The organism is Paenibacillus contaminans, from assembly GCF_003285015.1.
In the GTDB taxonomy this organism is placed as follows: Bacteria; Bacillota; Bacilli; order Paenibacillales; family NBRC-103111; genus Paenibacillus_V; species Paenibacillus_V contaminans.
This window is the reverse complement of sequence record NZ_QMFB01000015.1, coordinates 52,034-68,121: the sequence shown is the minus strand read 5'-3', so window position 1 is coordinate 68,121 and position 16,088 is coordinate 52,034. Positions and strand designations below refer to the sequence as shown.

The following is a 16,088-nucleotide window of genomic DNA, read 5'->3' as shown; positions in this document are numbered from 1 at the left end:
TCCCTGATTATCGTTCGATATGACAAGTAGATGGACGAATGTATGACGCTAACCTTTCACGGAACCAAGCATCACCCCTTTGGCAAAATGCTTTTGCAAGAACGGATACACGAACAAGATCGGGACGGTTGCCACCAAAATAGCGGCCATCTGAATCATTTCGGCAGGCGGCCTGGACAAAACCTGATCATTAATCAAAGCCGCCTTGTCTTCCACGATAACAATTTGACGAAGCAGCACTTGGATCGGCCACAAGGATGATTTGTTCAAATAAAGAATGCCGTTAAAGTACGCATTCCAATAGCCGACGGCGTAGAACAGCCCGAAGGTGGCCAACGCCGGCTTGGAAAGCGGTATAATAATTTTGCGAAATACAGTCAGATCATGAGCGCCGTCGATCAGTGCGGCCTCTTGAAGCGCTTCCGGTATACTTCGAAAAAACTGCCTGAAGACGATCAGATTCCACGAGCTGATCAATCCCGGAATAATCAAAGCCCATATCGTATTGATCAGCATCGTCTCTCTGACGACCAAATACGTGGGAATCATCCCGGCGCTGAACAGAAAAGAGAACAAGACCAGCGCCATAACCGCTTTGTGCCCGGGAAAATGACGCGACAGCGCATATGCCATCGTGGCTGTAAAAAGCAAACTCATCAACGTCCCGAGCACCGTGACGCCGATCGTCACCCAGATCGAACGCATAAACCGGCTGTGGCTGAAAATGTAGTCATAGGCGTCCGCCACCCAAGTTTTCGGCCATAAAATGAACTCGCTTTGCAGGAAGTGGTCGTAAGACGAGAACGACACGGCAAAAATATGCCAAAACGGAAAGAACATAAGGAACGCAATAAAAATCAACATGAGGAGATTGATGCTTTCACCGACTCGCTCCGCCCATGTTCGCTGCTGCATGGATCTTCTACCCCCTCAATAAATCCCTTCCTCGCCGAATCGTTTGGCCAAACGGTTGGCCAGAACGACCAATATCAGACCGACAACCGACTTAAACAATCCGACCGCCGTCCCGAAGCTGAAGTCGGCCTGTAAAATGCCTTTGTAATACACGTAGGTATCCAAAACATTCCCTACTTCCATGACGTACGGATTTAACATCAGGAATACTTGCTCAAAGCCGCTGTCCATGACGCTCCCCAGCCTGAGAATCAGCAAAATAACGACCGTGCTGCGTATCGCTGGCAAGGTTATATGCCAAATTCTGCGCAGCCGGCCGGCGCCGTCCACGACCGCCGCTTCATACAGCTCCGCATTGACCCCCGCCAGTGCAGCCAGAAAAACGACCGTTCCCCAGCCGGTTTCCTTCCAAATGACCTCCAAGATAAGCAGCGGTTTGAAAAACATCGGCGTCTGCAAGAAATAGATCGGTTCCGTACCGAACGCTGAGTGAAGCAGCTGATTGACGAACCCCTCGCTTCTCAAAAAAACCGTCGCTATTCCCGCAATAACAACCCAAGAGAGGAAATGCGGCAAATAAACGATCGACTGAATCCATCGCTTGGCCAGCGAGCTCCGGACTTCGTTCAACATAAGCGCAAGCAGGATCGGAGCCGGAAACGCAAACGCAATTTGCAGTAACGACAGCTGCAGCGTATTGAAAAGCACGCGTATGACGTCGCGGTTATCGAATATCTTATAAAAATGCTCGAGTCCGACCCATTTGCTGCGCAAGAAGCCTTGAAACGGATTATAATCCTGGAATGCGATTACGGAGCCGAGCAGCGGGATATACCGGTAAACGATAAAATAAATCGTTCCGGGTATAACCAGCAAATATAAGTACCGATATTTCCATAACGCTTTGCGTGCGGTTTTCGCCTGTATCGTAGATGCTGCCGTGTTCATAGATGGTGTTCCCCCCTTTCCGCCAAAGTTTTAACTATCGTTTTCCCCTCCTGCTGCCAATGTACAAATTCAAGCGATTCAGGTAAAGTATCCATTGCTTTCCGCAGCGGATGACAAAAAGATACGTCCGGAAATAAAAAGATACACACCCGATCGAAAGCCGACAATCAGGTGTGTTCCGGCAATAATCCCTATTCTTTTCGATAAAACTCGTCGCGGAATTTCCCTGGCGAGACGCCGGTCATTTGTTTGAAAATGCGCGAGAAATTTTGCGGAGACGTATAGCTCAGCCGATCCGATATTTCCTTGACGGACATTTCGGAATGGATCAGCCACTCTTTCGCTTTGGCAATACGATAGTCGATCAAGTAGTTGATGAAATTCGTATTTAGCTCTTCCTTGAACAACGCTCTGACCTTAGCCGTCGTTAACTGAAAAGCATCCGCCACTTGCTGCAAAGACAGATCCTCTTCTATATGCTCATGAATGTAGCCGATAAGCTGGCGGATCATTTTCTTGCCGTCGTACTCGTCCGTTTCCGTCAAATGCTTGCGAATGGAAGGGAGTACCGTTTCAACAAGCCATTCTCTTATTTCCTGCAGCGACCTGAAATCGTAAAGCGTCCGGTAAATATTCCCTTCCAAACAGTCGCTCAGCTCATATCCCATTTCCTGAAGCAGATGTTCGATTCCGCCAAGCAAAAAATTGAATATCCCCATCGCGGACGAATGATTGTGCACATGCTCGGGGATGGCGTCGATCATTTCGTTGATTTGCAGCGCCGCCTGCTCGAAATCGCCTTTTCCCAGTTGATCGACGATCGCTTTCTGCCATTTGACGAACAAACGGCTCGACTGCTGGGATAGTGCGGCATTCGTCATTTCTTTATAGGTTATCGTTCTATGCTTGTCGATCAGGGTCCGGTTATGAAGCAGCATAAGCGCCTCCTGATAACCCTCGCATATGCTGCCATAGCGTTTATAAGCCTGACTCACGGCAACCGTCGCCGTAAATTTGAAATACTTTTTCACAAGCTCGTTAATCAGCTCGCAGCGCTCGAGCAGCTTCCTCCCGCTAAACTCCTCGTCGTCGTCCGTACCGACGATCAGCGTCACTTGACCGGGCTGGGCGGAAACAATCGCGCACGAGAACGTTTCCTCGCAAATTTCCGTAATCAGCTTGGACAAGGCGTACATCAATAAAGCCCGGTCTCTTTCCCCGTACGTTTGAATGACCTGCCCGTACTGATCGATCTCCACCACACATACATAGAACCATTGGCCTTGCAGCCGGACGCCGACCTGTTTCAGCTTGCCGTTTATTTCCTCCTCCGTTAATTCCCCGCGCAGAAGTTGAAGAAGAACGCTGTCTTTTAATTGCGGCTGCTGCTCGAACAGCTTGTTCTTCATATCCGTATTCATTTCCACAATACGGTCTATATATTGATTGAGCGCGGCAAACTCGTTCCCGCTTCCGTCGATTTCCTTCGTTACTTTCTGAGTAATGCGCTGAAGAGGGACGGTCAGTCTTCTTGACCCCAAAATGGAAATAACGAGCCATAACGCCGCAAGTCCCGCAACCATATACCACGTAATGAGCTTGATATGGTCCGCTTTCTTGCTAAGCTCTTTCACAGGGGTCAATGCGATATACGTCCATCCGTTAAAGCCCGATTTTTGCGAGGATGCCTGGTATTGAACGCGGTCAAGCGTTAACGTCGAATTCGCTTCTCCCGTTTGCGACCACAAGCTGTACAATTCCGAAGACGGCGACAACCGGCTGCCGACCTCGTTCGGGTCTGCGCTCAGCACGATTTGGCCCTGATCGTCGACGACCAGCGCCTTGCGATTCCCTCCCAGATTAACGGATGTAAACAAATCGTTCAGCTGCTTCGCATCGATATGCATAATCACAATGGCGTCGCTTGGAAGCGCATTCAAGTAAATCGTTCTAAGCAGCATCAGCTCCGGCTGATTCGGATACGTATGCGGCGGAATCAGCATCGGCCGCTGCTGCTTCATATCCAAGGTCCGGACCAGTTCGTAAAACCGGAAATCTTTGATTGGCTGCAAGCCGAATTGATTCGAATACACCTGCTCGTAGCTCGGATTGACGAGGGAGACATGGAATCCGATTTTGGAGTAGTTTCGGTATTTGCCGATCGCGCTGATCGTGCCGAGCGTCGACTCCAGATTTTGCATGGAAATGCCGTAGCGGAGCGCCTTCTCGATGGTAAGATCATTGGCCATTTGCAGCGACGTCCCTTGCAGATCCTTCAGCATGGCATCCACTTGGTTTTCGATCTGTCTAAGTATGATCTGTTGGCTGAGATTGACTTCTTCTTGAATGCTTTTGGCCGCCATGTTCGATGACAGCAGCCCGATCAGCAGCACGGGGACGATGCCGAGCAGGATCGAGTAGACTAGCAGCGTCTTTTGAAAAGTCAAATTTTTGACAATAGGTATCCGGTTCAGCACTACGATTTCGCTCCTTCCCCCGTTATGCGATACGGTTGCAGTTGATCGGCAGCAATGATTGGGCAGATTGAGTCGGTTTCAATCTATTGAATATTCTAACAAATAAACGAAAGTTAACAAGAAATTTATTTGATCGATCCTAGCAAAATATGGTTGACTCCTAAAGCGGCCTTCCGCTATTATTGGGTTTAAAACTGGGGGGATACGCTTGCCGGATAGGAAGGATTTACAGGAGCTGCTGAAGCGGGACGGGACCTCGATTGTCATAACCGGGGACAGTTTGAGCTACAACCGTTACGATTTTGATGAACAGCCCCGCAGCAATGCCTATGATTGTTTGCCGGGCATTCGTTCTTGGTCGTTCTTGCTGAGAGATGCCATTCATCGGAATGACGCTTGGTTTCGACACGGCCATGAATTGCCGTACGGTCATTTGAAAGACAGCTCCGTTTTGGGGCCGGCGGCTTTGCCGGAATATACGCTCCCTTTCGGACACGGCGCGCTGGCTATCGATGTATTCGACAAAGACGAAAAAATCAAACTAACCTATACGCATTACAACGATACGAATAAGGCGGTTTTATATTTCGGAAGCGTGCCTGGAGATACGGCGGCCCGGTTCGATATTTATGTGGACGGAGTCTACTGCAAGTCGGTGAACAATGATGGCGCGGGGCAGCCGTTTCAAGGCTACAATCCGATTTACATCGAGCTGGAAGCCGCAGCGGGAATAGAGCATGAAATCGTTTTGACGAACTGGGAGCAAGCAGCCGGGAGTCCGCAACCATCGGGGCAAAGGACAGCGTATTTGCTCGGAATCGGTTCGAAGCTGACTCCGGTGCATCTTACGGGCCAGGGCAGCCGAACGGCGGAATGGCTATTGAACAATCTTGAGGAAAGGGTTACCGGCTTTACGCCGGATCTCGTTATTCTGATTATCGGAGCCAATGACCGGGTATACCGGACCGTCCAGCAGTTCGACCAAGACCTGCGCGCCGTCATAAACGGTATCTATACTGTCAATCCGAAAGCGTATGTGCTGCTTTTATCGCCGCCTTCATCGATAAATCCTGAGGATCCCGCACATGACGACATCCATTATGTGCCGGATGCCAAGTCCGCCGAATACAACGCCGTCCTTGAGGCTGCTGCCGAACAACACGGCTGCGGATATTTCGCCACTTCTTCCGTTTTCGCCGGCGTTCCGGTCGAGAAATGGCGATACGACAACGTCCATTTTACCAAGTATGGCAACTTGCTGCTGGCCGAAGCGATCGCCGAATTTTTCGGATTAGACGCCGCTCTGCTTCGGTAGATGAGTTTGCTGAAGTGAAGCTGAACGGCATTCTGCGTCGGCGAAGCTCGATATCAAGCAACAAAAAAACTGCCTTAGTCGAAAGACTATGGCAGTTTTTGCTTTTATAAATCAAACGAACGATTTGACAGGCTTTATTTCGCCGTTTATTTCTTGAAAGAAATTGACCGGTATCCGGGTGTATTTATTAATAAGCGCCGCTTCTATCCGATGATTGCCGTCGGATAATCCATATGTGCCGTCCTCATATTTGGTTAGTTTAATCGGCGGGAACATGGCTCCTCTTTTCATATCTTCAGCATACTTGCCGCTTTTTCCTTTTTCTTGTTCCGTATCTATATCGGAGCGCATAGAAACTAGGCCGATCACTTCCGATAAAGACATTAACTCTCCTTGTAGCAGGGCGGGGTTATATTTATACGACTCTCCCCCGGCATCATCTCCGCTCGTAGAATCATATCCCGAAATATCTACTTTCACGTTGCTTGTGCAGTCGTAATAATCCCCATCCCACATTACCTTTTTGCCATCCGGTAACATATATGTATCCGATTCGCCCTCGACAGGCTCCAATACTACGCCTTTGTAATTACTGTCGGCATACTTGCCGGTTTCTTGATTTTTAACCGGAAACCGCTGCACAGGCGGATTATTCCCGGACATCTTCGTTTGTATCAGCCTTAGAGTCGCTGCATTTCCATATTGCTTTTGAAGCTGTGCTATAAAATGAGTGTTGGATGGGCCAATGGTGTGCTGAAAGTCCGACGATTTTGTTTCATCATTCCTTTTCCTTGTGTTTCTGATCTCCGTTTTTCGAAGCAAGCTCCCACCTCTTTCCAACTTGTGTTCGTTTATTATAAATTTGATGGTCATTAATTGGAAATAGGTGATTAGGATGAAGTTTTGGGGATTATTTCCTCAAATCTATCGGCCGATACGGCCGCTTACAACAAAAAGACGGCCAGGAAGCATCCTCCCTCACCGCCATATACCTTTTTCAGTATAAAAGTACTAGTCCCTGCAAACTTTTTACTTGGCTAGATTGCAGCAATGAAAGCGATACATCTGTCGCCGTTCCGAAATATGCCTGCTGTATCATCTTCGAACAGAAAGGAAGCTATATTTTTTTGATCCGGATATCTTTTTTGGGCGACGCTAAACAGCAGCTCCGCTTCAAACTCATACGAAAAATGCAAGTTTGACACCTTCTCGCCTTGGCTCCATATCTGATATCCCCAACAATGGTCCTCCAATCAGGCTTCCATATGTAAACTCGCTCATCGTATCGCTCCTATCAGTTAATGCGCTACTCCGCTACCGCTTTTGTTTATGTTTCCTTATAAAAAGCACTCCCGAAACAGCCATCATCACCGCTACAATCCAAAAACCGATGCCTGCGGTCCGATTATCCGTTAAAAAACCCGCGACTATAAATGCTATCGCAGAAAGAAAATATAGGATAGCGGCTACGAGTAAGTTATTTTTATTCATGTATTCTCCTCCACGTTCTTGCAGGCTGGACAGCTTAAACGATATTTTTGTATTTCCATATTATCACAAGCCGCCAATCGGTCAAGATTCGCATTTTTTTGTATACTTTGCTCAGAGGGCCACTGTATCTCCCTTTTATTTCAACAGTATTTGGAAACCTATATCGTTCAATACCCGTATCTAACTATGAGGTGAGAACATTGAAGAAAAAAAACAAGCGTAGTCGGCATGAGTTTTTCGACTTCATTGACGGAATCGGTTTAATCATTGAGGTTATTTTCAAAGGTGCATTCAGACTGATTAAACATATCTTTGATTAGCCCCAAGTCCGTACATGCAAAAAACTCCATTCGAGAGGAATGGAATCGATGAAAATGCCATTGAAATTACCCTGCAATTCCATCCTTCTTTGCTCGGCGGGACAGGAGATTTGATAGAGCCTATTGAAATTCTTGTGCCCCTTCTCGTTGTCGCTCTAATCCCTTGGATAATCCACGCTCATAATGTCCATAAAGGGGACTTTTGCGGTTTCATGCGAGGTTTGAACATGCACCTTCCCGGTTCTGGGATCCAACAATACGATCTGTCCGCGTACTTTCTCTTCCCGCCCCCATATGGTCAAAACGATATCGGATTTCTCATAATACGCTTCCGTGATTTGATTGCCTATTTCCTCCAAAACAAATTCGTCCCGTGTCGGGCGCTTGGGTACTTTTGCTTTAGCCACTTGTCATCCTCCAGTTGCATTCTTTCGAAGACTATTCTCCTTAGTGTCAAAGAGTATTCCTCATCGATTGCTATTAGTGAAAATTAATATTAAGACTGGTACACTATCAAGTCTTAATCGAATGATTGATGAAAACACGGTTACGAAACAAACAGCGATATCGCAATTATTATGTATGGAACGTGCGCTAATGGAGAAAACCTCATTGTTTATGAGCCTGTCCGCATTATTCCACCGGTAAAATGTCCGTTGCATCTACGATTCCAGACCAATGGAATACATTATACATCAAATCGAGTAACAATGTTTCGGCACCGCGCCAAAACTTTGTACTTTATGAACGGAAATAATGGATCACCTTCGAAAGGAGAACATATTCCAGCACGATTGCCATGGCGCAAAAAAGGATATAAAACTTCACCCTCGCAGAGTCTATCTTGTCCTTCCAATATTCGCCCCTGAAAAATGAAACGAAATTAGGTGTAAAGACATACTTTACCGATTGCTCATAATCGTCATCATCCGCAAAAAACAATCGGTAAAGGAATCGATACACCGGAATATTTAATACGACCAGCACAAGAATGATGATTAGATCGGCATTCATAGCCTCCCCCCCTTGCAGAACTAATACGATCCGAAACGCCGTTTGTTCCGTTTTTGTCTTTATATTTGATCCGCTGGAATCGAGCATCCCATCTTTTCGTTTACGCCGGAGTTACACCATGACTTCGCCGGGCGAAATTTTTATGATTAAATATTTTTAATCATGAAGAGAATGGTAATAACTGTTATATTATTTTGTATTATGGGGGAAGCGGCTTCCGTGGAAAAATATTTGGAAATACTGCTTGGCAAGTACGGATACATCGGCATATTTTTGGCATTGGCGCTAGGGGTTATCGGATTGCCGATACCGGATGAAGTTTTGCTGACGTTCATCGGCAATAGAATCGCTCAAGGCAAATTCGATTTATTGCTTGCCTTAGGCAGCGCATTCGCAGGCGCAATCTCAGGAATTTCCATCAGTTATTTCATTGGACTGAAGCTCGGCTACCCGGCGCTAATCAAGTATGGGCGGAAATTTCATATCACTGCCGATCGTATAGAAAAAACACAACGAAAATTTGACCGTTACGGAAACGCCTTATTGGTATTTAGCTACTTCATTCCCGGTCTCCGGCATTTGATCGCGATAACAGCAGGTATTTCGAATATGAATTACCGGAAGTTCGCATTGTTTTCCTATTTGGGGGCACTCGCTTGGTGTGCGTTTTTTATTATGGTCGGACGCAGTTTTGGGGAAAAGTGGCATAAGATTAAAGCCTACATTTTACTATTCCACGCCTACTTTCCGCAACTCCTGCTTATCCTGCTGATTGTTTTTTTGATATGCGTTTTGTACTTTAGTAAATTCCGGCGGAAATCGGACTAGTTTCTCTTAGGGCTGGAGCAATGACGGCAAGCGACTGCCGAATCGGTCGCTAACCGTTACAAGGTAACTGCCGGCTCGAGCACGGTCAGCGTGTTATTGTACGTATTGAGGTTGACCCGTGCGCCGATCGGAATCGCGGCTTTGTATATGCCATGGGCCGATGCCAAGTTTGTCATAAGCGGCTTGCCGAGCGGTACGATGACCTCATCGATAAGATCGTTGTACGATTTGCCGTACGCAATCTGGCAACCTGTACATTCCCCCATTACGATCCCCAGACAATTAGTAAATTTACCGGCCAGCTTCAAATGATTGATCATACGAAACACTTTATTTGTCGGTTCATGCGTTTCTTCAAGAAATAAAATTTTCCCATCCGTGTTAATTTCGAACGGAGTTCCCAGCGTATCCATGATTGAAGTAAGATTGCCTCCCACAATGGGACCGGTGACATTGCCTGGCACTTTGCTGATCTGCGGCATATTCGGCGGATTGCGGATCACTCTCGGAGCGATCGTGGTGGAGGTCGCTTCGAAAAACTGATTGAAATTATAGGCGGGCGTCGAATTTCTAAAATCGAACAACAACAGGCTCGAAAAAGTCACCAAACCGCTCAATTGATACAAGGCGATCATAAGAACGGAAATATCGCTGTACCCGCTTACTATTTTAGGATTTCTGGAAATCAAACCATAGTCCAAATAAGGAAGAATAGCGGCTACGCCCACTCCTCCTCTTGTAGGAAGGATCATTCTTACGGCGGGATTCGCAAACATCGCCATCAAGTCCTCCGCCCTCTGTTCATCCGTTCCGGCAAGATACCCGTTAGCGTTATATACGTATTTTCCCACCAATACCTGAAATCCCATATTTCGCAGTACCGCAATGCTTTCATTGATCGTGGCCGAGCTAAGAGGGCTTCCCAAGGTAACGATACCGATCGTATCGCCGGGACGCAATATAGGCGGGTAGACAGGCATGACCGAACACCTCACTCCCTTATCGAACGCGTTCATAATAATTATGTCGGGAATGGATGAAAAATGTCTTCATGGGTTTGTCCGCTCCGTTATCGTCCCTAAATCAAATGCAATAATAATTGCCGCCTTCTACGCAGGAGTCTAAGCAATCGCGAAAGCAAGGCATACAATGGTCATTAGGTTTACAGTCAAATGTCTTTGAGTAAAATGACGGTGAGGAGGAATACCCGATGGGTTATGATTATGTTGGTGGCTATGGCGGTGGCGGTGGCTATGGCGGTGGCTGCGGCTGCGGCGGATTCGTTTCCCCCGTTGCGGAAGCCCCGGTAGTAGCTCCAATCTCAAGCGGCTGCGGCGGATTTACTACAGTAGGCGTTATCCTAGTACTCTTCATCTTACTCGTTATCGTATCGCGGGCATTCGTTTAATGCCGCTCCCCCGCAAGGGGGATACATACGCCGATACTCCAAACAAGGATGTGAGAACATGATCAATGTATACTTAGACGATTTGCGTCCGCGTCCGAAAGGGTTCAAGCTGGCCAGAACAGTCAAGCAATGCCTGCGGCTAATCAAGCGAAACAAAGTAAACATCCTGTCTCTAGATTATGATTTAGGCTTCGGTAGTCCTTCAGGCTTCGAAGTTGTAGCGTACATGATACGGACAAGAAGATTTCCCAAAATAATCATTTTGCATACCGCGAATCCGTTCGGCCGGGTAAGAATGTACAGCGCACTGAAGCAAAACAAACCCGAAAAAGTGCCTCTGCTCGTCCGCCCGGAACGCATTTACTTGAACTTCTTCAATTGAAACCTGTTATTCTCCAAAATGAAGCTCCGATTTCACCAAACATTTTATCTGAATTCATCTTTGCATTCCCGCTCCCGCTCCATCATTCATCCTTCAACGCACTCCGCCGCAGCCGCGTCACCCCCTTCTTCGGCGTTTAAGAATGTATGAATTTTCATTTTCCTTCGCCGCCAGTTCCCAGCCCTGTTCGCCTAGTATGTTTAACGTTCGCGTAAGCGAGATATCGTTGTAGGAAGGCAGCGGCGCTTCATCGATAAAATATTTTACGCCATACTGATCCGGCCGTCTTACGAGCATGATATATTCATATTTGAGCAAATCCGTTCGAGCTCCCCCCGTCGATGATTGGCACTTTTCCATACAAGTGGTAACCAAGGCGTTCTCCTGCTATTTGGCGGAGTCGACACGCACGTTCGCCTCTAGTCAATCATTATACTATAATATGGAAAAAGATACACGATAAAGAACCTCTATTCCCACTTAACTAGTGGAAACGGAGGTTCTTCAGCGTACATATGGGCAGCCTCGTTCGTGCGAACGCTTCCGGCACAGTCCATTTTGACGGTTAACTAACGGACTATTTCATCGGACCGCAAATCCGGCTCGATCACGATTTCGGTGACGGCTTCGATCTCCCGGTTCAGCTCCGCCAAGGAATCGCGGTACGCTTCTCCGACCGGCAGCAGCGGCAGCCGGGGTTGACCCGTTTCGACGCCTCTGAGCGCCAATATCGCCTTGCACGCGCCGTATAAAGACGGATAACCCAGCAGCTTTTTAATAATCCGGTTGATCTTGAATTGCAGCGATTTCGCCTCCTCCAGCTTGCCTTCGGCATAATAACGGTCCAGCGCGCAGAACAACTCCGGCATGACGCCGTAGGTCCCCCCGATCCCGCCGTCGGCGCCCATCGCCCTGCCGCCCAAAAACTGCTCGTCAGGACCGTTAAACACGAGAAAATCGTCTCCGCCCGCATCCTTGAATTGCTGTAGCTCGAAGGTGCTTTCGCCGGACATTTTTACCCCGATCACTTTGTCCTGCTTGGCCATCCGCTCGAACAACGGCATGGACAGGTGAAACCCCGTCGTCTGCGGAATATTGTATATGATAAACGGCAGCGACGTGCTGTCGATCATCTGCTGCCAATGGTTTTCTACCGCTTTCTCCGACAGCCTGTAATAGATCGACGGAACGGCGGAAATGACATCGGCGCCGCAATGCTCCGCGTGTTTGGACAGCTCGACGCTCTCGCGGGTGGCGTTCGCTCCGACGTGAACAAGGATTTTCAGTTCCCCTTTCACTTCCTCCACGACCGCCTCCAAAACCCGTTTGCGCTCTTCAACCGTCTGCAGCATGCCTTCGCCGGAGCTTCCGCCTACATACAATCCCTTAATGCCGGTGCCGGCATAATAACGCGCCAGCTTTTTTACCCGCTCGCCGTCTACATTCCCCGCTTCGTCATAAGCGGAATACATCGCTACGTATATGCCTTCAAATTCGGAAATCCTGCCGGTTGTCATCGTATACTTACCCCTATTCTCCATTCAGATACGGGACCCGCGCCTGCATAAAAAGCACATGCCCCTGATTCTATCGCTTTCCTACTATACGGCGATTTTATAGACGATTTTCGTTACCTGCGACACTTCCGCTTCATGCGTTCCTACCAAATGCGCATCTTCCGGAAAACAAACGAGAAAATACCCCGCCTGCAAATAACCGCCGAATGTCGCCGGTGCAGCCGCATCACCAAACAAAATATCCCGCTCGCTGTCGTATCCGGTAACGTTCGTCAAATTGTCCGCATGCGTGACTTCGACGTATTCCCTGCCTTCCAGCACGATATGGATGTCGATATATTTCCGGTGCGCTTCAAATCTTTTTTCGGCTTTGAAGACCGTCTCAAAGCTGATTGTGTTTTTGGCAAAGTCGCCGTTATCCTCCGCCTCGCCCTGAAGATTGGTCATAATATCCGCCACGCAGCTTGCCAATCTCGGATTGCGGAACGCGTATTGCGGCATGTTGGTTATTTTATCGTAAATCATGATACCGCCGCTCCTTCGGTTGCCTCCGTAATTTCGACTACGTTCACCTTGCGGTCCTCCCGAAGCGATTTCGTAAGAGCGTCCGCAGTCGCAATGGAAGCTCTTGCCGCCGTCCCGTCAAGCAGCGGCTTGAATTCCGCTTCCACTTCCTCACCTTGCATGATGCTGTGGAAATAAATCATCTCTTTCTTCATAATGCTGCCCAGCCACAGCGGCGGCGTGGCATTCGGCTTGCCGTACATGATGGCGCCGTCGATCTCCAGTCCCTTGTAAATGAAAGTCCGGTCGTCATCCTCTTCCTGCGATTCGTGAAGCAGGTATTTTTCTTCGCCGTACGGCGTTTTGAGCACCACCTTCACATCCTGCAAATCTATTAAAATAGCACCTTTCGTGCCTTGAATTTTCACATAATGATCGCTCCAACGGAAAGCTGAGCCATACTGAAGAGTCGCGAAACGATTGCCCGCAAACTCCAGCGTAATGAACAGCATGTCCTCCTCATCGCCGTATTGCTCTCCCTGATGGGCGACATTACCGCCCGACATGCACACTCTTTGTGCCGGTCCCATCAGAAACTGAATGAAATCAAGCTCGTGAATATGATGGTACAAATGACCGCCCGAAATCGTTCTTTTCTTCTTCCAACTGACCTCGGCCTGCGCTTCCTCCCAGCCGTTGCGTTCGGCGTGGCAAAATAAAATGTCGCCGATCTTCCCCTCGTTGATCAGCCGCTTGGCCGTTCGAACCCCGTTCATAAAATTCATGACATGACCGGCCATAAAAATAAGTCCTTTATCCTTCGTGCGCCGAATCATCTCGCTGCAGTCTCCGTACGACAATGCAATCGGCTTCTCGCAAAAGACGTGCTTCCCATGTTCCGCCGCACACAATACAGGGTCCTTATGATAACCGTTCGGAGAAGCGACTATGACGGCATGCACATCGGATCTTCCGCACAAGGCTTCGATGCTTGGCTCCGCATCGCAATTCAACTCCTTCGAAACGGCGTCCGCATTCTCGGGGTCATAAACGGCGACAACCTTCGCGCCCTCCAGACCGTTAATGATCCGGGCCAAGCCCGCTCCGAAATATCCGGTACCTACTACAGCATAGTTGACAGTATTCATCTCTATGACTCCTCCACGTTTGCATGAAATGTAAGGTTATTTGACGGAACCGTCCGCCAAGCCTCCGGCTATCTTCTTCTGGATAAGCATGAAGAACAATACGGAAGGCAGAATGACAATGACGGAAGCCGCCATCATTTCGCCCCAGTCGAGAATTTCCGAACCCGTCAAGGAATACAGGGCTACGGAAATCGGCATTTTTCCCGAGCTATTGATTAGTAAGAGCGCGAACAAAAACTCGTTCCATGAATTGATAAACGTATAAATCGCCGTGGCGACAACCCCAGGTGCGACTACCGGCAGAACGATCTGCACGAACACCCTCAACTTGCCGGCACCGTCCACACGAGCAGCTTCTTCAATTTCCAGCGGAACAGTCTGAAAGAAACCGATCAGCATCCAGATCGCGTAGGGGATCGAAAACGACAGATACGTGATGACAAGTCCGGTCCATGTATTGACAAGACCCATCTTGATGATGATGATGGAGTACGGAACGGCCAGTAAAATCGGCGGAAACATATACGTCGTAATGAGCAGCTTCGTCATCTTTTTGCCCGCATTCGGGAAAAACCGCACGACACCGTACGCCCCAAGCGCGGAAACGACAATCGTAATGATTGTCGTCGCTAAAGAAACGACTGCGCTGTTTTTGATATTGACGGTAAACTTCAAATTGTTCAGTACGCGGACGTAATATTCGAATGTAAAGGTTTCAGGAAAAAAGGCCAGCGGCCGGCTGGCCATTTCGCCGGACGTTTTGAACGAAGACAATATGATCCAGAGCAAGGGAAAGACCGCCGCCAGCACCGCCAGGGAAAGGAAAACATACAATAAAAGAAGCGTCGTTTTGTTTCTCGTATGGCCCATTACCGATCCTCCCTTTCCCATTTATTGAGCAGCCGGAAATACAAGAAGCAGATGCAGAGCAGGAACAGCAGCAAAATGACGGTAATGGCCGAGGCGACTCCCAGCTGCTTCAAGCCCCAGCCCGCTTTATATGCGAATATCGGCAATGTCGTCGTTAAATCCGAAGGTCCTCCGCCTGTCATCAGGTAAAGAAGATCGAAGTTATTGAAGATCCAAATCGTCCGCAGCACGAGCAGCAAACCGATCACGCCCCGTATATGGCGAACCGTAATGGACCAGAACGACTGCCAAGCCGTAGCCCCATCCATAACCGCCGCTTCGTATTGCTCGGACGGTATCGTTTTGAGCGCGGACAAAATATTGACCATAAACATGGGCGCCCCGAACCAAATGTTGATGCACACGACGGTCCAGAATACGAAGGACGGATCGGCGAGGAAGTTAATATTATGATCCGTTATGCCAAGCTTGGATAATAAATTGGGCAGAAACCCGTATACGTCGTTCAGGATCCACTTCCAGGAAAAGGCGATGACAATGGCAGGAAACGCCCAAGGGATAATTAACAAGGTGCGGAACAAGCCGGAAAATCGCGGAATCTTATTCAAAGCCAGCGCCGTGGCGAAGCCTGCCAGCAGCTGCCCTGCGATGGACAACACCGTCCATTTTACGGAATTCAGAAATGCGCGATAAAAATCCGGATTCGTTAATACAAACTTGAAGTTGTCGAACCACACCCAGGAATAGCTCGCTTTGATTAAATGCTTTGACGTAAAGCTGAAATAAATGCTCGAAAAAATCGGGTAAATCAACAACAGGAAAACGATTAATACGGCAGGCAAAATAAACAACATTCCCGTTATATTAAACTTTTTTGCCGCTATACGATCCCCTCTCATCCGTCTCACTCCCTTCTAGAACCGCCGTTGAACAATGTTTGGAGGGGGAAGC

18 protein-coding genes are annotated in these 16,088 nt (G+C 48.2%); 4 read left to right on the top strand and 14 right to left on the bottom strand.

Going from position 1 to position 16,088, the window contains the following annotated elements; all coding sequences use genetic code 11:
• Nucleotides 1-48: 48 nt before the first annotated feature.
• From DQG23_RS23630 to DQG23_RS23620, 3 genes are all read right to left on the bottom strand, one after another.
• A complete protein-coding gene (locus DQG23_RS23630) occupies nucleotides 49-915 on the bottom strand; it encodes a carbohydrate ABC transporter permease (RefSeq protein WP_113033354.1) in 867 nt (288 codons plus the stop codon).
• 15 nt (nucleotides 916-930) lie between these two features.
• Nucleotides 931-1,863, bottom strand: coding sequence for an ABC transporter permease (locus tag DQG23_RS23625; protein WP_113033353.1), 933 nt, complete (start codon nucleotides 1,861-1,863; stop codon nucleotides 931-933).
• Nucleotides 1,864-2,054: 191 nt separating this feature from the next.
• The gene (locus DQG23_RS23620) at nucleotides 2,055-4,340 is read right to left on the bottom strand and encodes a helix-turn-helix domain-containing protein (protein WP_113033352.1); all 2,286 of its coding nucleotides are present in this window, start codon (nucleotides 4,338-4,340) and stop codon (nucleotides 2,055-2,057) included.
• 208 nt (nucleotides 4,341-4,548) lie between these two features.
• On the opposite strand from DQG23_RS23620, the gene DQG23_RS23615 reads away from it, so the two are divergent.
• Entirely contained in the window at nucleotides 4,549-5,655 is a 1,107-nt protein-coding gene (locus DQG23_RS23615) for an SGNH/GDSL hydrolase family protein (RefSeq protein WP_158560663.1), read from the top strand.
• 111 nt (nucleotides 5,656-5,766) lie between these two features.
• Here the strand turns inward: DQG23_RS23615 and DQG23_RS23610 are convergent, their stop codons facing one another.
• The 4 genes from DQG23_RS23610 to DQG23_RS23600 form a co-directional block, all read right to left on the bottom strand.
• Nucleotides 5,767-6,477 carry a ParB/Srx family N-terminal domain-containing protein gene (locus DQG23_RS23610; RefSeq protein ID WP_113033350.1) on the bottom strand — a complete coding sequence of 237 codons (711 nt, stop codon included), beginning with the start codon at nucleotides 6,475-6,477 and terminating at the stop codon, nucleotides 5,767-5,769.
• 492 nt (nucleotides 6,478-6,969) lie between these two features.
• Nucleotides 6,970-7,146: a hypothetical protein gene (locus DQG23_RS42240; RefSeq protein WP_158560662.1), complete on the bottom strand. Its 177-nt coding sequence runs from the start codon at nucleotides 7,144-7,146 to the stop codon at nucleotides 6,970-6,972.
• Between the two features lie 475 nt (nucleotides 7,147-7,621).
• Nucleotides 7,622-7,873: a YolD-like family protein gene (locus tag DQG23_RS23605; RefSeq protein ID WP_113033349.1), complete on the bottom strand. Its 252-nt coding sequence runs from the start codon at nucleotides 7,871-7,873 to the stop codon at nucleotides 7,622-7,624.
• Nucleotides 7,874-8,207: 334 nt separating this feature from the next.
• Entirely contained in the window at nucleotides 8,208-8,480 is a 273-nt protein-coding gene (locus DQG23_RS23600; RefSeq protein ID WP_113033348.1) for a hypothetical protein, read from the bottom strand.
• Nucleotides 8,481-8,642: 162 nt separating this feature from the next.
• Here DQG23_RS23600 and DQG23_RS23595 point away from each other — a divergent pair, with 162 nt between their 5' ends.
• A complete protein-coding gene (locus DQG23_RS23595) occupies nucleotides 8,643-9,308 on the top strand; it encodes a DedA family protein (RefSeq protein WP_475112443.1) in 666 nt (221 codons plus the stop codon).
• A 56-nt stretch (nucleotides 9,309-9,364) separates the two neighbouring features.
• On the opposite strand, the gene DQG23_RS23590 is transcribed toward DQG23_RS23595, so the two are convergent.
• Nucleotides 9,365-10,288 (bottom strand): S66 peptidase family protein, encoded by a 924-nt coding sequence (locus tag DQG23_RS23590; protein ID WP_113033346.1) that lies wholly within the window; start codon nucleotides 10,286-10,288, stop codon nucleotides 9,365-9,367.
• Nucleotides 10,289-10,518: 230 nt separating this feature from the next.
• Between DQG23_RS23590 and DQG23_RS23585 the strand changes: the two genes are divergently transcribed.
• Together DQG23_RS23585 and DQG23_RS23580 are read left to right on the top strand one after the other, a co-directional pair.
• Nucleotides 10,519-10,716, top strand: coding sequence for a hypothetical protein (locus tag DQG23_RS23585; RefSeq protein WP_113033345.1), 198 nt, complete (start codon nucleotides 10,519-10,521; stop codon nucleotides 10,714-10,716).
• 58 nt (nucleotides 10,717-10,774) lie between these two features.
• Nucleotides 10,775-11,098: a cyclic-phosphate processing receiver domain-containing protein gene (locus tag DQG23_RS23580; protein ID WP_113033344.1), complete on the top strand. Its 324-nt coding sequence runs from the start codon at nucleotides 10,775-10,777 to the stop codon at nucleotides 11,096-11,098.
• Between the two features lie 117 nt (nucleotides 11,099-11,215).
• On the opposite strand, the gene DQG23_RS23575 is transcribed toward DQG23_RS23580, so the two are convergent.
• The 6 genes from DQG23_RS23575 to DQG23_RS23550 all read right to left on the bottom strand — a co-directional run bounded on the left by DQG23_RS23575 (nucleotide 11,216) and on the right by DQG23_RS23550 (nucleotide 16,036).
• Nucleotides 11,216-11,416: a hypothetical protein gene (locus tag DQG23_RS23575; RefSeq protein ID WP_146762362.1), complete on the bottom strand. Its 201-nt coding sequence runs from the start codon at nucleotides 11,414-11,416 to the stop codon at nucleotides 11,216-11,218.
• Between the two features lie 251 nt (nucleotides 11,417-11,667).
• On the bottom strand, nucleotides 11,668-12,615 hold the full coding sequence (locus DQG23_RS23570) for a dihydrodipicolinate synthase family protein (protein ID WP_113033342.1): 948 nt from the start codon (nucleotides 12,613-12,615) through the stop codon (nucleotides 11,668-11,670).
• Between the two features lie 84 nt (nucleotides 12,616-12,699).
• Complete coding sequence (locus DQG23_RS23565; protein WP_113033341.1) at nucleotides 12,700-13,140, bottom strand: NanQ anomerase/TabA/YiaL family protein; 441 nt, start codon at nucleotides 13,138-13,140, stop codon at nucleotides 12,700-12,702.
• Complete coding sequence (locus DQG23_RS23560) at nucleotides 13,137-14,267, bottom strand: Gfo/Idh/MocA family protein (protein ID WP_113033340.1); 1,131 nt, start codon at nucleotides 14,265-14,267, stop codon at nucleotides 13,137-13,139. The genes DQG23_RS23565 and DQG23_RS23560 overlap by 4 nt, the downstream gene beginning before the upstream one ends.
• 36 nt (nucleotides 14,268-14,303) lie before the next feature.
• Nucleotides 14,304-15,137, bottom strand: coding sequence for a carbohydrate ABC transporter permease (locus tag DQG23_RS23555; protein WP_202865949.1), 834 nt, complete (start codon nucleotides 15,135-15,137; stop codon nucleotides 14,304-14,306).
• Complete coding sequence (locus DQG23_RS23550) at nucleotides 15,137-16,036, bottom strand: carbohydrate ABC transporter permease (protein WP_113033338.1); 900 nt, start codon at nucleotides 16,034-16,036, stop codon at nucleotides 15,137-15,139. Before DQG23_RS23550 ends, DQG23_RS23555 begins: the two co-directional genes overlap by 1 nt.
• Nucleotides 16,037-16,088: the final 52 nt, after the last annotated feature.

Excerpts from the sequence above, each read along its gene's own strand:
- DQG23_RS23630 (WP_113033354.1), bottom strand. The coding sequence starts at position 915 with ATGCAGCAGCGAACATGGGCGGAGCGAGTCGGTGAAAGCATCAATCTC.
- DQG23_RS23625 (WP_113033353.1), bottom strand. The coding sequence starts at position 1,863 with ATGAACACGGCAGCATCTACGATACAGGCGAAAACCGCACGCAAAGCG.
- DQG23_RS42240 (WP_158560662.1), bottom strand. The coding sequence starts at position 7,146 with ATGAATAAAAATAACTTACTCGTAGCCGCTATCCTATATTTTCTTTCT.
- DQG23_RS23600 (WP_113033348.1), bottom strand. The coding sequence starts at position 8,480 with ATGAATGCCGATCTAATCATCATTCTTGTGCTGGTCGTATTAAATATT.
- DQG23_RS23595 (WP_475112443.1), top strand. The coding sequence starts at position 8,643 with ATGAAGAGAATGGTAATAACTGTTATATTATTTTGTATTATGGGGGAA.
- DQG23_RS23590 (WP_113033346.1), bottom strand. The coding sequence starts at position 10,288 with ATGCCTGTCTACCCGCCTATATTGCGTCCCGGCGATACGATCGGTATC.
- DQG23_RS23585 (WP_113033345.1), top strand. The coding sequence starts at position 10,519 with ATGGGTTATGATTATGTTGGTGGCTATGGCGGTGGCGGTGGCTATGGC.
- DQG23_RS23580 (WP_113033344.1), top strand. The coding sequence starts at position 10,775 with ATGATCAATGTATACTTAGACGATTTGCGTCCGCGTCCGAAAGGGTTC.
- DQG23_RS23570 (WP_113033342.1), bottom strand. The coding sequence starts at position 12,615 with ATGACAACCGGCAGGATTTCCGAATTTGAAGGCATATACGTAGCGATG.
- DQG23_RS23565 (WP_113033341.1), bottom strand. The coding sequence starts at position 13,140 with ATGATTTACGATAAAATAACCAACATGCCGCAATACGCGTTCCGCAAT.
- DQG23_RS23560 (WP_113033340.1), bottom strand. The coding sequence starts at position 14,267 with ATGAATACTGTCAACTATGCTGTAGTAGGTACCGGATATTTCGGAGCG.
- DQG23_RS23555 (WP_202865949.1), bottom strand. The coding sequence starts at position 15,137 with ATGGGCCATACGAGAAACAAAACGACGCTTCTTTTATTGTATGTTTTC.
- DQG23_RS23550 (WP_113033338.1), bottom strand. The coding sequence starts at position 16,036 with ATGAGAGGGGATCGTATAGCGGCAAAAAAGTTTAATATAACGGGAATG.